Source organism: Campylobacter sp. US50a, from assembly GCF_004379015.1.
GTDB classification, from domain to species: Bacteria; Campylobacterota; Campylobacteria; order Campylobacterales; family Campylobacteraceae; genus Campylobacter_D; species Campylobacter_D jejuni.
In genome coordinates, this window is the sequence record NZ_RYYJ01000005.1 from 63,708 (window position 1) to 77,833 (window position 14,126).

A 14,126-nucleotide genomic window follows, 5' to 3' on the forward strand; every position below is an offset into this window, starting at 1 on the left:
ATTTATGATAAAAATTGCTTTTTTTATAGCTTTTGTAATTTCTTTTTTGGCAGCACAAAGCCCATTAAATTTTAAAGAAGATAGCAATATAACAAAAGAACAAAATATATTTAAAGAACAACCTCCAAAACGCATTAAAATTCCAACTCATTAAAATATGATTACGCTAGCGCAATTATCACAAGGATATCGTTATAATAGTGATTCTTTAATTTTAGCTGATTTTATTTTAAAACAAGGAATTAAAGGCGCTGTTTTTGATGTAGGTGCGGGCTGTGGTATCATAGGTATTTTACTTAAAAAAAATATTGCAAATTTAAGTTTATCTTTGATTGATATTCAAAAAGAAAATATAAAATTGATTGAAAAAAATTTAAAATCCAACCAAATACAAGGCGATATTTTTCATGATGATTTCAATCAATTTCAAAGCATAAAAAAATTTGACTCCATAGTTTGCAATCCTCCATTTTATAGACAAGGAGCTTACAAGAGTGAAGATCAGCATAAAGCTATAAGTAAATTTCAGGAATTTTTACCCTTGCATAGCTTTTTAACTAAAGCAAATTCTATGCTTAAGCCAAATGGTACTTTGTATTTTTGCTATGAAGCTTTAGCTTTAGATGAAATTTGTTTTATTTTAAAAGATATGAAAATAAAAATAACAAAGCTTTGCTTTGTACATACACATCAAAACAAAAAAGCAAGACTTGTTTTGATACAGGTAAAAAAAGGTTCAAAATCGCCTTGTGAGATTTTACCTCCTTTTTTTGTATATGAAAATGAAATTTTAAGCAAACAAATGCAAGAAATTCACTTAAGATTTAGGTTAAAAAGTTATGATATTTGATAAAAATTTTTCTTATGCTTTTGATGAAAATGCTTGTGAGAAATGCGGTGGAAAGTGTTGCACTGGAGAAAGTGGTAATATTTTTGTAAACAAGGAAGAATTAGAAGCATTAAGAAAGCATTTAAATTTAGAAAGCAAAGAATTTGCTGAAAAATACTTGAGAAAAGTGGGTTTTAAAATGAGTTTTAAGGAAGTCGAATTTGAAGATGGCTTTGCTTGCATTTTTTTTGATACTCAAAAAAGAAATTGCAGTATCTACGATTTTCGTCCAAAACAATGCAGAACTTTTCCATTTTGGGAATATTTTAAAACACATCAAAAGGAATTAGAAAAAGAATGTATAGGTATTTGTTATTTGTCTTAGCAGCCTTTTTTTTGGCAGCTTGTGGAAGTTCAAAAATCAATGTTGTTTATTCTGATTATACAAAATATAAAAGCAATGATTTTGATTTAAGGGTTATGAAGGCTTATAATTATGAGTATTATAAACAATACAAAAAAGCCAGAGATGAATTTTTAAGTCTTTATCAAGATTACAATAATACTCATTTTTTAGAAAATGCATTTTTGCTTACTTTAGCAAACAATCTTGATAAGCAAGTAGAGTTAAATAATCTAGCAAAGTCTTATTTAAATGAAAATAATAACCTTAAGCGACTTAGTGCTCTTTATGCTTTAAATTCAAATGATATCAATAATGCTCAAAAACTTATGAAAGAACTTTTGGCAAAAAAGGATAGTGATCCTAGAAATTTAGAGCTTTATGGTGATATTTTGGTTAAAAAAAATGATTTAAAAAATGCCACAAAGTACTATAGATCTGCTTACAATCAAGTGCAAAATGAAGAAATTTTATTTAAACTCATAGGAATTTATGCGATTTTAAATGATACTTTAAATATTAAAAATGTTTTAGAATTTTCAAGAAAAACCAATGGTTGCACTCTCAAAACTTGCGTTTTGCTTGCTAAAATTTATTTTGATGAAAAAAATATCGAAGCTTTAAAAAGTGTGTATAAAGAGCTTTATCAACTTACCAAAAATAAAAGTTTTGCATTGGCTTTAGTAGAGCTTTTAAATTCTCAAGGCAAAACAGAAGAAGCTTTAAAAATTTCTTTGCAGTATGATTTAGATGATGATATTAAACTTGCTTTGTATCAGAATTTAAAACGCTTTGATGATGCTAAAAAAATGAGTTTAGCTCTTTATCACAAAACAAAAAATAAAGAATATCTTCTACGAGCGGCAGTTTTTGAATTTGAAGCTGCAAATGAAGCTAAAAAAATCACTCCAAAAGTTATTGATTCTGTAAAAGAAAAATTCGAACAGGCTATCGATAAAAATAGCAATGCTTTGTATTTAAACTACTATGGATATTTGCTCATAGATTACGATTTAGATGTTAAAAAAGGCATAGAGCTTGTGAAACTTGCCTTAGAAAAAGATCCACAGAATTTGTATTATTTAGATTCTTTAGCTTGGGGGTATTATAAACTAGGCGATTGTAAGCAAGCATGGGAAATTTTAAAACAAACACTAAAAGATAAAGAATTTGCAAATTCTGATGAGAGCAAAGCTCATATAAAAGCGATAAAGGCGTGTATAAAACCATGATATTGGATAAAATTTTTGAAAAAACAAAAGAAGATTTAAAAGAACGCAAACTAAAACTTCCTTATGATATGTTAGGGCGTTCTTTAGCTTCAAATCCTTTCTTTCCAAAAGATGTGATTAAGGCTTTAAAAAGAGTAGAAAAAGAAGTTAAAATCATAGCAGAAGTAAAAAAAGCAAGTCCCAGCAAGGGAGTCATTAGAGAAGACTTTGATCCTTTAAGTATTGCTTTAAATTATGAGAAAAACAAAGCTGCGGCGATTTCTGTTTTGACTGAGCCACATTTTTTTAAAGGTTCTTTAGAATACTTAAGTCTTATACGCCGTTATACGCAAATTCCTTTACTTAGAAAAGATTTTATCTTTGATGAGTATCAAATTTTAGAAGCTTTGGTTTATGGGGCGGATTTTGTATTGTTAATCGCTAAAATGCTAAGCATGAAAGAGCTTAAAAAACTGCTTGAGTTTGCAAGACATTTAGGTCTTGAGGCTTTGGTTGAAATTCACGATAAAGAGGATTTGAGTAAGGCAATTTTTGCTGGAGCGGATATCATTGGTATCAATCATCGTAATTTAGAGGATTTTACTATGGATATGAGTTTGTGTGAAAAACTTATCCCACAGATCCCAAATTCAAAAATCATCATCGCAGAAAGTGGTTTAGAAAATAAAAAATTTTTAGAGCATTTGCAAAATTTAGGCGTTGATGCTTTTTTAATCGGCGAATATTTTATGCGCGAAAAAGATGAAGGAAAGGCTTTAAAAGCTTTGCTTTAAGGAGGGAAAATGCAATATTTGTATGCGCCATGGCGGAGTGAGTATTTTGAAAAAGAAAAAACTGTTTGTCCATTTTGTGATTGTACTAATAAGATCAAAAGCGATAAAGAATTAGGTGTGATTTTTAGAGCAAAGCATTGTTTTGGAGTGATGAACCGCTATCCTTATTCTGCGGGGCATTTTATGGTGATTCCTTATGTACATGAAGAGCATATAGAAAATTTAAGCGATGAAATTTGGCAAGAAATGAGCCATTTTGTGCGTTTGGGGGTAAAAATTTTAAAAGAGCAAATTCGTGCAAATGGGGTGAATATCGGTATGAATTTAAGCAAAGATGCAGGAGCTGGCATAGCTTTTCATTGTCATTATCATCTAGTGCCACGCTGGGCAGGAGATACAAATTTTATCACAACCATAGGAGAAACTAGGGTTTGTGGTACTAATATAGAGCAAGTTTATCAAAAACTTGTTTTGGCCTTTAAAAATGCTCAGTGAAGTTGAATTTGCAGAGTTTCAAAAAGAAAATTTCTCTCTTTTAATTGATGCAAGAAGCCCTAGAGAATTTTTGCATTCTCGCTTAATAGGAGCTTTAAATTTTTATGCACTTAACGATGAAGAATATCAAGAAATAGGAACAATTTATAAGAAGAATCAAGCTTTAGCCAAGGCTAGGGGTGCGAGTTATATTTGCCAAAATACCGCTAAACATATATTAGAAATCACCCAAAATTTTCGCATAGGAGAAAAGGTGGGGATTTATTGTTCTCGTGGGGGTTTGCGTTCAAAATCTATCGCAGTGATTTTAAGTGAGCTTGGTTTTAGAGTGGTGCGTTTAAAAGGTGGCTTTAAAGCTTATAGAACTTTTGTAACGCGTTATTTTGAAAATGAAATAAATTTTGATTTTTTTGCTCTTTGCGGCAATACAGGATGTGGAAAAACAGAGCTCTTAGAACAACTCCCACAAGCTATAAATTTGGAAAAAATGGCAAATCATTTAGGCTCATCTTTTGGCGATATTTTAGGAAAACAACCTACGCAAAAAGCTTTTGAAGCAGAACTTTTTCACAATATGCAAAATTTAGAAAATTTTGCTTTCATAGAAAGTGAAAGTCGCAAAATAGGGGATATCATCTTACCTTTGAAATTTTATAAAAAAATGCAAAAGGCTTTTAAAATTTATTGTTTTTGTTCTTTGGAAAATCGCGTTAAAAGAATACAAAAAATTTATCAAGAAAAAATGTCTCCTTTAAAATTTCAACAATGTGTGCAAAAAATCAGCCCTTATATCAGCTTAAATTTACGCCAAGATTTGCTTCAAAGTTATGAGAAAAAAGAATGGCAAAAGCTTATTGCTATGCTTTTGGAGTATTATGATAAAACTTATAAAAAACCAGATAAGATTGATTTTGAGTTAAATACCGATGATATTTTAAAAGCTAAAGAAGAGCTTTTAGATCATTTTAAAGTGCAATTGCTTTTTTAATATTAGATAATTTTATTAAATAATCAAATTTTTCTTCATCATCTTGTAATAATCCTTTTTTATCTTTGTTGTTTTTTAGTTTGGCCCAAATTTTTATTTTAATGCTAGTAAATTTGAATTATAGAGAAGTAAAATATTTTTTAAATCCCTATTTATAGTAATTTAAAATAAAAAAATAAACTTTTATAAAAAAATATATAAAATATTTCTTAAATTTATATTTTTTAAATCATTTTAAATATAATTATCTTGTAATTATATTTTGCAAGAAAGGGTAGGTAAGCGAATGCGATAAATTCAAGTTTTATTGTATTGTGCACTTTGCTAGTTTTGCTTATGACTCCAGCTTTGGCAATGTTTTATTTGGGTATGGTAAGAAGTAAAAATACACTCAATACCATAATGAATTGCTTTATTGTTTTTGGTGTCATTACTTTACAATGGGTAGTGCTTGGATTTAGCCTTTCTTTTGGTAAAGATGAAGGACTTTGGCTTGTAGGAAATTTCGAGAATTTTCTCTTAGAGGGTATTAGCGGATACAATGCTTCAGGTGTTCTAAATATTCTTTTTGTGCTTTTTCAATGATGTTTGTACTTATTGCATCTGCCATCATAACAGGCTCTTTGGTAGGAAGAATTAAACCGGGTGTTTTGGTGATATTTTTGCTTTTTTGGAGTACTTTATTTTATGATGTGTTAGCACATATGATTTGGAGTAGCGAGGGGTTTTGCTTAAAAGAGGAAGTCTTGATTTTACTGGGGGTGGTGTTGTCCATATTGGCTCTGGGGTTGCTGGACTTGTAGGAGCTTTGATGGTGGGTGCTGGAAAAAGCGATGATGAGGATAAAAACGCGCATTCTATTCTTATGCTTTCTTAGGTGCGATTTTGCTTTTTATCTTGAGTAGTGCTTGAGTGGCTCATCCATAAAAAACCGACTATTTTAGGTGGACTTAGTGGGCTTGTAGGGATTACTTCAGCTTGCGTTTATGTAGATATTTATGCTTCTCTTGTTATTGATTCTTTGGATGCTTTTTCTTTGCACGGAATCGGAGGTGTTTGAGAGGAATTGCTACAGGGCTTTTTGCAAGTGCTAAAGTAAATCCTAATGTGATTGCCTAAAATGCACTTGGCGAGATTTTTTATCAGTGGAAGTTTAGAGCTTTTAAAAGAGCAAATTCTTGCTATTATGATTTGTATGTTTTTTAAGCTCTCATAAGCTTTGTTATTTTTAAGATCATTTCTTATTTTGCAGACTTAAGAGTGAAAGAAGAAGTAGAACAAAAAGGCTTAGATGTGAGTTTGCACGGAGAAAAAGCTTATACTTTGGCTTAGTCAGCTAAATTTTTACCAAAAAGTCCTTGTTAATCTTTAAAAAAATGATAGACAAGGGTCTCAAATTCATTCTTGGTTAAGATCAGATAAATACTTTAAAATAAATTCCATAAATTCATCACTATCATTAGAGCAACTTATCAAATCATAATCACATTTTGCTAAATGTTTATACTCCATACCTAGTTCAAAAATCGTTTCAGAACAATCTATACAAAAAGAAATAGGATAAATCAAAGCTTTATCGTTTAAATTTGCCAAAATATCGCTTGTATTTGGTTCAAGCCATTTTACAGGGCCTAGTTTGGACTGATAAGCTAAAATAAATTCATCAAAATGATCTTTTAATTTTTCTTTTAAAATTTCTACATGATTATTTACATGCTTTTCGTATAAATCACCCTTATCAATAATGCTTTGTGGTAAAGAATGCGCTGAAAAAATCAAAATTTTGGCATCAAATTTATTTTTTTTAGCCAAAATGTGCGAAATTATCATCTCATTATAAAGTTCATTTTTGTAAAAAATATCTATAGTTTTTACTTTTGCTTGAATTTTTTGCTTTGAAATTTCATTTTGCAGAACTTCTAAAGATGAAGTTACTGTGGTACAAGAATGGTGCGGATAAAGTGGAAAAAGAATGATTTCATCATTTTCATTTAAAGTGTATTTTTGCAAAATTTCTGTGGCAAAAGGAGGCACATAAAGATTTACAAAATCAAATTTAAATTCATCTTGTTTTAAATTAAGCTTGTTACATAGGCTTTGAGTAAGTTCGTTTAAAGGAGATTTTCCGCCCATTTTTTTATAGTTTTCTTGCATAGCTTTAACGCGAGCCTTTGTTATAATCCACGCTACAAATTTTCTTAAAAATCGATTTTTGATTCCTAAAATATAAGGATCATTAAACATATTTTTTAAAAAAACTTCACAATCTTGTAAATTTGTAGCTCCGCCCATATTTAAAAATAAAACTAATTTCACGCAAACCTTTCTAAAATTTCTTGAACTTTGTAAGCATCGCTTGTGCTAGCTAGATGATTGGGTTGATTATCGATAAGTTTTAACAAAGCTTCGTGTTCTGAAAAAAGTGGACTTTGTTGAGTAAGTTCTATAAAATTTCCATCTTTTAATAAGGAAAAATCATTTAAATTGGCTTCATAAAAATGATTTTTAGTAATAAGATGAATTTTTCTTAGTTTTTGTGTACTATTCCAACTTTGATGTATACTAGCAATACATTTTTCAAGCTCACATAGAATAATGCTTTCACTTTCTCTTGTTTGATCTTGGGTATATTTTTTAAGCAAATTGGTTTTTGTTATTTCTTGCTTACTTAAAAAACAAAGCAAATCAAGATCATGTACAGCCAAATCTTGTAAAATCCCTACATCGCTGATTCTTTGCGGGTAGGGTGAAAATCTTTGTATGTTAATGCTGATAATTTCTTCATTTTCAAGCTCTTTTTTTAGGGCTAAAACCGCAGGATTAAATCTTTCACAAAAACCTACGCCTACTTTTATGCTGTATTCTTTAGCTAAATTTGAAATTTCGTCTATTTCTTTTAAATTTAGAGCTAAAGGCTTTTCGATTAAAACGCATTTGCATTGTTTAAAAACTTTTTTTGCTATTGCTAAATGTGAATTTGTAGGTGTTGCTATGATGATAATATCATTATTTTGATTTAAAAATTTATTCAAATCATCATAAAAAATATCATAAAAAATATTTAGATTTGGATTTTTGCAAAGATCAAAAAGTGCATTAAGCTTAAAATGAGAATTTTTGCTAAGTTCATTTAAGTGGTTTTGCCCCATTTTTCCAAGGCCTATGATACCTATTTTCATGGAATTAATCTTTAAAAATACAAATAACTTGCTCTTGTTCTTCTTCACTTAAAAAAGGTGAAAAAGGCAAAGATAAGATGTGTTTGCTTGCATATTCTGAATTTTTAAGTTCTAAATTTGAAAACTCACTAAAGCAAGGTTGTTTATGCAAAGGGGTTGGATAGTGTATAGCATAAGGTATATTAGCTTTTTCAAATTTTTGCAATACACTAGCTCTATCTTCAACTAAAACGCTGTATTGTGCATAAGCGCTAAAAGCATTTGGATCAATTTGCGGAATTTGGCAGTTTTTTAAATTTGCATTGTAAATTTGTGCTAATTTTTGTCTTTTGTCTAATTCTTTTTCTAGGTATTTTAACTTAACATTTAAAATCGCCGCTTGCAAGGTGTCAAGGCGTCCATTTATACCTATAAATTCATGTTTATAACGCTGAGTTTGTCCGTGATTGAGTAAAATTCTTATTTTTTTAGCAATTTCATCATCATGGCAAAAAATAGCCCCGCCATCACCATAAGCTCCCAAAGGTTTTGAAGGAAAAAAGCTCGTACATGAAATTTTAGCTATAGAGCAGGATTTTTCTCCTTTGAAACTTGCGCCAAAACTTTGTGCACCATCTTCGATCAAAGTGATATTTTTATCTTTTAAAATTTCTTCTAAAGCCCTTAAATCACTCATTTGTCCAAACATGCTTACTGCTATAACAGCTTTAGTTTTTGGGGTTATTGCTTTTTGCACTGCTTCAAAATCAAGATTGTAATTTGATAAATTTATATCTACAAAAACAGGTTTTGCACCTATTAAAGCCACAACTTCAGCTGTTGCTATGAAAGTAAAACTAGGCACTATAACTTCATCATCTTTGCTAATATCTAAGGCTCTTAAGGCAAGATATAAAGCACTGGTTCCACTTGAGCAACCTATAGCGTGTTTAACACCTAAAAAATGAGCTAAATTTTGCTCAAATTCGTTAAGTTTTGCACCGCCTATGAAAGAAGAGCTTGATAAAATGCTTTCAATTTCAGCATCGATTTCATTTTTGTATGCGAGATATTGGGCTTGAAGATTGATAAAATTCATAAAAAACCTTAGAGAAATAAAATTAAATAAAAATGTTTATTGTATTTTAGTTTTACTTAATTTAAAGTAATTTTGGTATGATATGTTTTTATAAAAATTTCTTTAGGAAAATTCATGGATATTAGAAAAGCTTATTTGGATTTTTTTGCATCAAAAGGACATGAGGTAACCCCGTCAAGTCCTTTAGTTCCTGATGATGCAACTTTACTTTTTACCAATGCGGGCATGGTGCCTTTTAAAAGTATATTTACAGGAGAAATTCCACGCCCAAACCCTCCACGCAAAACAAGCTGTCAAACTTGTATAAGAGCAGGTGGAAAGCACAATGACTTAGATAATGTTGGCTATACCGCACGCCATCATACTTTTTTTGAAATGCTTGGGAATTTTAGCTTTGGGGATTATTTTAAAGAACAAGCCATAGCTTATGCTTGGGAATTTGTAACTGAAGTTTTAAAACTACCTAAAGATAGACTTTATGTAACCGTGCATGAAAACGATGGTGAAGCTTTTAATCTATGGCAAAAACACATTCAAAAAGAAAGAATTTACAAATTCGGCGATAAAGATAACTTCTGGCAAATGGGCGATACTGGTCCTTGTGGTCCTTGTAGTGAGATTTTTTATGACCAAGGAGAAGAGCATTTTAACTCAAGCGAAGATTATATGGGTGGAGATGGAGATAGATTTTTAGAAATCTGGAATCTTGTTTTTATGCAATATGAAAGAAGCGCTGATGGAGTGCTTAGCCCACTGCCAAAGCCAAGCATTGATACAGGAATGGGGCTTGAAAGAGTAACAGCAATTAAAGAAGGTAAATTTAGCAATTTTGATAGCTCACTTTTTATGCCAATCATCAATGAAATTTCAAAACTTTGTAATAAAACTTATATTTATGAAAGCGGAGCAAGTTTTAGAGTAATAGCTGATCATATAAGATCAAGTGTATTTTTGCTTGCGCAAGGGGTAAGTTTTGATAAAGAAGGTAGAGGCTATGTTTTGCGTCGTATTTTGCGTCGTGCTTTAAGACATGGATATTTGCTAGGTTTTAAACAAGCTTTTATGTATAAACTAGTTGATGTTGTGTGCGATTTAATGGGCGGACATTATACCTATCTTAATGAGAAAAAAGACTTTATAAAAGAACAAATTCGCCTTGAAGAAGAAAGATTTTTAAGCACTATAGAAAATGGGATTGAAATTTTTAATGAAGAGCTTAAAAACACTAAAGAAATTTTTAGCGGAGAAGTAGCCTTTAAGCTTTATGATACTTATGGTTTTCCGCTTGATTTAACAGCTGATATGCTAAGAGAAAAAAACCTTAAAGTTGATGAAGAAAAATTTGAACTTTTAATGAATGAGCAAAAAGCACGCGCTAAGGCTTCTTGGAAAGGAAGTGGAGATAAAACTGCAAGCGGAGATTTTAAAAACTTGCTTGAAAAATTTGGAGAAAATCATTTCGTAGGTTATGAAAAAGCAGAATGCGAAAGTAAAATTTTAGCCCTTTTAGATGAAGAATTTAAAGAAGTTTCTACTCTTAAAGATGCGGGTTGGGTGATGCTTGAAAACACACCTTTTTATGCAACAAGTGGAGGGCAAAGTGCTGATAGTGGATTTATAGCTAAGCGTGAAGTTTTAGATACGCAAAAGTTTTTTAATCTCAATCTTAGCTTTATAAAAGCAGGCGAAGAACTAAAAGTTGGCGATATAGTTCATGCAAGAATCGATACAGAAAAAAGAGAACAAATCGCACGCCACCACTCAGCTACTCATCTTTTACATCATGCTTTAAGAGAAATTTTAGGTTCTCATGTAAGCCAAGCAGGATCTTTAGTTGAAAGCAATAAACTAAGATTTGATTTTACTCATCATAAAGCTTTAAGCAAAGAAGAGCTAGAAAGCATTGAAAAAAGAGTCAATGAAATGATTATAAATTCAAGTGAAGCTATTTTAGAAAATATGCCTTTAGAAGAAGCTAAAAAAAGCGGCGCTATAGCATTGTTTAATGAAAAATACCAAGGTAATGTGCGTGTTTTAACTCTAGGTGAAAGCAAAGAACTTTGCGGGGGAACTCATGTTAAAAATACTGCTCAAATAGGAAGTTTTTACATAGTTAAAGAAAGTGGTGTGAGTGCTGGGGTTAGACGCATTGAAGCTGTGGTTTCTAAAGCGGCTTTAGAATTTGTAAAAAACCAACTTGAAGAACTTTCTAAAGCAAAAGATGAGCTTAAAAATAATGATATTTTAAGTGGGGTTAAAAAGCTTAAAAATGAAATTTTAAGTTTAAAAAATGAGCTTAAAAACTCAAGTAAAACAGAGCTTGATTCTAGAAATATCCAAGGTGTTGAAATTTGCGTAAAACGCGTAGATAATGGCGATATTAAAGCTATGATTGATGATTTTAAAAACAAATTTGCTAAAGCGGTGATTTTACTTATCCAAGTAAAAGATGAAAAAATCACTTTAGCAGCTGGTGTTAAAGATGCACCTTTAAAAGCAGGAGCTTTGGTTAAAGAAGCGGCGCAAATTTTAGGTGGAAATGGTGGCGGAAGAGATGATTTTGCTACTGCAGGTGGAAAAGATTTAAGCAAAATCAATGAAGCTTTAAAACAAAGCTTAGAAACAATAGAAAAAGCACTTTAATGTTAATTCTTGCTTCAAGTTCCATTTCAAGAGCTAACTTGCTTAAAACCGCAAAGATTGATTTTAGGCAAGTTAGTTTTGATTATGATGAAAATTTAAATAAAAATATTTCACCTTTTTTATATGTTCAAAAAATAGTTCTTGAAAAAGAAAGACAATTTTTAAGTACTTTAGGCAAAGATTTTCAAAACCAAAATTTGCTTTTTGCAGATAGTATAGTTTGTATAGATGAAAAAATTCTTACCAAAGCAAAGGATAAAAAAGAAGCTTATGAAATGCTTGCCTTGCAAAATGGAAAGTATGCAAGTATTTTATCGGCTTTTTTGCTTGTAAAACCTGAAAAAAGAGTTTTTTCTCTTTCAAAAACTACGCTTTATTTTAAAAATTTTGATGAAAATGCTTTAAGACATTATGTAGAAAATGATCTTTATAAAGGCAAGGCGGGTTGTATTATGTGTGAGGGTTTTCATCAAAATTTCATCACCCAACAAGTAGGAAATCTAAGCACTGCTTTAGGGCTTGATATCCAAACTTTAAAGGCTTATTTATGAAAATATTAAAATATATTTTTTCATTTTTTACTCTTTTGTTTATAGCTGGATTTATTTATGTGGCTTATCTTTTCACAAGTGCTGATACTGAGGGTTATACTTTTAAAGAATATAAACCTCCTCTTACAACACAAATTTACGATAGAAATGGCAAGCTTGTGGCTAATATTTTTGAACAGCATCGTTTTTACGCTCCTTATGAAGAGCTTCCTCCACGCCTTATAGAAGCTTTGGTTGCTATAGAAGATACAAGCTTTTTTGAACATAATGGAGTTAATATCGATGCCATTTTTAGAGCTGCTGTAAAAATCATAAAAAGCGGTGGAAAAACCATGGAAGGAGCTTCCACTCTTACCCAGCAATTTATTAAAAACACAGAATTAACCCCAGAAAGAACTATTACGCGTAAAATTCGCGAAGCTTTGCTTGCTTATAAAATGGAAACCATTTTAACTAAAGAGCAAATTTTAGAAAGGTATTTAAATTTTATCTTTTTTGGACATGGGTATTATGGAGTAAAAACCGCAGCTTTGGGGTATTTTCATAAAAATTTAAATGAATTAAGCCTTAAAGAGATTGCTATGCTAGTGGGTATGCCAAAAGCACCTAGCAGTTATGATCCTACAAAGCATTTAGATCTTTCCATCTCAAGAGCTAATAATGTTATTTCAAGAATGTATAATCTAGGCTGGATTTCAAAAACAGATTATGATACAGCCATCAAAGAAATTCCGCAAGTTTATGATGATACGCTTACTCAAAATGCTGCTCCTTATGTCGTAGATGAAGTGATTAAACAATTAAGTCCTAGCATTAAAGACTTAAAAACAGGTGGATATAAAATCATTTTAAATATAGACCTAGATGTTCAAAATATGGCGCAAAATGCTTTGAAATTTGGTTATGATGAGATAGTAAAACGCGATAAAGATGCAAATTTAAGCACTTTAAACGGAGCTATGGTTGTGGTAAATCATCAAAGTGGCGATGTTTTAGCTTTGGTAGGTGGGGTTGATTATGAAAAAAGTAATTATAACCGTGCTACTCAAAGTATGCGTCAACCTGGAAGCTCTTTTAAACCTTTTGTGTATCAAGTGGCGATTAATTTAGGATATTCGCCTATGAGTGAAATTGCTGATATTTCTAGAATTTTTGAAGGTGGAGCGGGTAATAATGAGGATTGGAAACCTAAAAATGAAGGGGGTAAATTTTTAGGTTTAATTACCTTAAAAGAAGCTTTAACAAGATCAAGAAATTTAGCTACCATTAATCTCGCACTTGATATGGGGCTTGATGTTCTTTACTCTAAACTAATGGAATTTGGATTTAAAGATATACCGCCTAATTTATCAATCGTATTGGGAAGTTTTGGTATTTCTCCTTTGGAGTATTCGAAATTTTATACCATGTTTGGGAACTATGGTATAATTAAAGATCCTCAAATTATCAGACAAGTTCAGGATAAAACCGGTAAAACCATCATGGAATTTAACTCAAATGAGCGTAAAGTCAGCAATGAAGCGCAAAGTTTTCTGGTTTTAGATATGATGAGAAATGTTGTTGAAAAAGGCACAGGACGTAATGCAAGAGTAAAAGATATAGAAATAGCAGGAAAAACAGGAACAACGAATAAAAGTGTTGATGCTTGGTTTTGTGGACTTACGCCTGAAATAGAAGCAATCATTTGGTATGGAAATGATAATAACAAGCCTATGCGTTATACAGAAGGTGGGGCTAGAACAGCTGCTCCTGTGTTTAGAGAATTTTTAACTCAATATATAGAAAAATTCCCTGATACAACTAGAAAATTTAGCATTCCTAATGGGGTTTATCGTGGAAATTATAAAGGAGAAAGTGCTTATTATACCACCAAATCACCATTACCAAAAGCAAATATGAAATTTAATGAAAGCGAGATTATATTTTGAAAGTAGAAAGATCTACTTTCAAAATGA

The 14,126-nt window shown here is 31.0% G+C and carries 13 protein-coding genes and 1 pseudogene; 11 read left to right on the forward strand and 3 right to left on the reverse strand.

Annotation, left to right across the window (positions count from 1 at the left end):
• Positions 1-4: 4 nt before the first annotated feature.
• The 8 genes and pseudogenes from ELQ11_RS04620 to ELQ11_RS10455 all read left to right on the forward strand — a co-directional run bounded on the left by ELQ11_RS04620 (position 5) and on the right by ELQ11_RS10455 (position 6,052).
• Positions 5-154, forward strand: a complete 150-nt coding sequence (locus ELQ11_RS04620) for a hypothetical protein (protein ID WP_070243441.1) — start codon at positions 5-7, stop codon at positions 152-154.
• A gap of 3 nt (positions 155-157) precedes the next feature.
• The gene (locus ELQ11_RS04625; RefSeq protein WP_070261608.1) at positions 158-850 is read left to right on the forward strand and encodes a tRNA1(Val) (adenine(37)-N6)-methyltransferase; all 693 of its coding nucleotides are present in this window, start codon (positions 158-160) and stop codon (positions 848-850) included.
• Positions 840-1,214 carry a YkgJ family cysteine cluster protein gene (locus ELQ11_RS04630; protein WP_002870978.1) on the forward strand — a complete coding sequence of 125 codons (375 nt, stop codon included), beginning with the start codon at positions 840-842 and terminating at the stop codon, positions 1,212-1,214. Before ELQ11_RS04625 ends, ELQ11_RS04630 begins: the two co-directional genes overlap by 11 nt.
• Positions 1,187-2,464, forward strand: a complete 1,278-nt coding sequence (locus ELQ11_RS04635; protein ID WP_126230260.1) for an ATP-dependent nuclease subunit B — start codon at positions 1,187-1,189, stop codon at positions 2,462-2,464. Before ELQ11_RS04630 ends, ELQ11_RS04635 begins: the two co-directional genes overlap by 28 nt.
• Positions 2,461-3,237 (forward strand): indole-3-glycerol phosphate synthase TrpC, encoded by a 777-nt coding sequence (trpC, locus tag ELQ11_RS04640; RefSeq protein WP_126264431.1) that lies wholly within the window; start codon positions 2,461-2,463, stop codon positions 3,235-3,237. The genes ELQ11_RS04635 and trpC overlap by 4 nt, the downstream gene beginning before the upstream one ends.
• A 9-nt stretch (positions 3,238-3,246) precedes the next feature.
• The gene (locus tag ELQ11_RS04645) at positions 3,247-3,732 is read left to right on the forward strand and encodes an HIT domain-containing protein (RefSeq protein WP_052949752.1); all 486 of its coding nucleotides are present in this window, start codon (positions 3,247-3,249) and stop codon (positions 3,730-3,732) included.
• Positions 3,722-4,720: a tRNA 2-selenouridine(34) synthase MnmH gene (gene mnmH / locus ELQ11_RS04650; protein WP_126264430.1), complete on the forward strand. Its 999-nt coding sequence runs from the start codon at positions 3,722-3,724 to the stop codon at positions 4,718-4,720. Before ELQ11_RS04645 ends, mnmH begins: the two co-directional genes overlap by 11 nt.
• Before the next feature lie 291 nt (positions 4,721-5,011).
• Positions 5,012-6,052, forward strand: a pseudogene (locus ELQ11_RS10455) (ammonium transporter).
• A 66-nt stretch (positions 6,053-6,118) separates the two neighbouring features.
• On the opposite strand, the gene hemH reads toward ELQ11_RS10455, so the two are convergent.
• Genes hemH through ELQ11_RS04670 form a run of 3 tightly spaced genes read right to left on the reverse strand, consistent with a single transcriptional unit; the run spans position 6,119 to position 8,977 of the window.
• Positions 6,119-7,036 (reverse strand): ferrochelatase, encoded by a 918-nt coding sequence (gene hemH / locus ELQ11_RS04660; protein ID WP_070275133.1) that lies wholly within the window; start codon positions 7,034-7,036, stop codon positions 6,119-6,121.
• Positions 7,033-7,899: a Gfo/Idh/MocA family oxidoreductase gene (locus ELQ11_RS04665; RefSeq protein ID WP_072223784.1), complete on the reverse strand. Its 867-nt coding sequence runs from the start codon at positions 7,897-7,899 to the stop codon at positions 7,033-7,035. The genes hemH and ELQ11_RS04665 overlap by 4 nt, the downstream gene beginning before the upstream one ends.
• A 4-nt stretch (positions 7,900-7,903) precedes the next feature.
• Positions 7,904-8,977, reverse strand: coding sequence for a DegT/DnrJ/EryC1/StrS aminotransferase family protein (locus ELQ11_RS04670; protein WP_126211106.1), 1,074 nt, complete (start codon positions 8,975-8,977; stop codon positions 7,904-7,906).
• 114 nt (positions 8,978-9,091) lie between these two features.
• Here ELQ11_RS04670 and alaS point away from each other — a divergent pair, with 114 nt between their 5' ends.
• Genes alaS through ELQ11_RS04685 form a run of 3 tightly spaced genes read left to right on the forward strand, consistent with a single transcriptional unit; the run spans position 9,092 to position 14,099 of the window.
• Complete coding sequence (alaS, locus tag ELQ11_RS04675; RefSeq protein ID WP_134225172.1) at positions 9,092-11,620, forward strand: alanine--tRNA ligase; 2,529 nt, start codon at positions 9,092-9,094, stop codon at positions 11,618-11,620.
• Positions 11,620-12,171 carry a septum formation inhibitor Maf gene (maf, locus tag ELQ11_RS04680; RefSeq protein WP_126230268.1) on the forward strand — a complete coding sequence of 184 codons (552 nt, stop codon included), beginning with the start codon at positions 11,620-11,622 and terminating at the stop codon, positions 12,169-12,171. The genes alaS and maf overlap by 1 nt, the downstream gene beginning before the upstream one ends.
• Positions 12,168-14,099 (forward strand): penicillin-binding protein 1A, encoded by a 1,932-nt coding sequence (locus tag ELQ11_RS04685; protein ID WP_070261613.1) that lies wholly within the window; start codon positions 12,168-12,170, stop codon positions 14,097-14,099. Before maf ends, ELQ11_RS04685 begins: the two co-directional genes overlap by 4 nt.
• The last annotated feature ends 27 nt before the right edge of the window (positions 14,100-14,126 follow it).

Excerpts from the sequence above, each read along its gene's own strand:
- ELQ11_RS04620 (WP_070243441.1), top strand. The coding sequence starts at position 5 with ATGATAAAAATTGCTTTTTTTATAGCTTTTGTAATTTCTTTTTTGGCA.
- mnmH (WP_126264430.1), top strand. The coding sequence starts at position 3,722 with ATGCTCAGTGAAGTTGAATTTGCAGAGTTTCAAAAAGAAAATTTCTCT.
- ELQ11_RS04665 (WP_072223784.1), bottom strand. The coding sequence starts at position 7,899 with ATGAAAATAGGTATCATAGGCCTTGGAAAAATGGGGCAAAACCACTTA.
- ELQ11_RS04630 (WP_002870978.1), top strand. The coding sequence starts at position 840 with ATGATATTTGATAAAAATTTTTCTTATGCTTTTGATGAAAATGCTTGT.
- ELQ11_RS04635 (WP_126230260.1), top strand. The coding sequence starts at position 1,187 with ATGTATAGGTATTTGTTATTTGTCTTAGCAGCCTTTTTTTTGGCAGCT.
- trpC (WP_126264431.1), top strand. The coding sequence starts at position 2,461 with ATGATATTGGATAAAATTTTTGAAAAAACAAAAGAAGATTTAAAAGAA.
- ELQ11_RS04685 (WP_070261613.1), top strand. The coding sequence starts at position 12,168 with ATGAAAATATTAAAATATATTTTTTCATTTTTTACTCTTTTGTTTATA.
- alaS (WP_134225172.1), top strand. The coding sequence starts at position 9,092 with ATGGATATTAGAAAAGCTTATTTGGATTTTTTTGCATCAAAAGGACAT.
- maf (WP_126230268.1), top strand. The coding sequence starts at position 11,620 with ATGTTAATTCTTGCTTCAAGTTCCATTTCAAGAGCTAACTTGCTTAAA.
- ELQ11_RS04625 (WP_070261608.1), top strand. The coding sequence starts at position 158 with ATGATTACGCTAGCGCAATTATCACAAGGATATCGTTATAATAGTGAT.
- ELQ11_RS04670 (WP_126211106.1), bottom strand. The coding sequence starts at position 8,977 with ATGAATTTTATCAATCTTCAAGCCCAATATCTCGCATACAAAAATGAA.
- ELQ11_RS04645 (WP_052949752.1), top strand. The coding sequence starts at position 3,247 with ATGCAATATTTGTATGCGCCATGGCGGAGTGAGTATTTTGAAAAAGAA.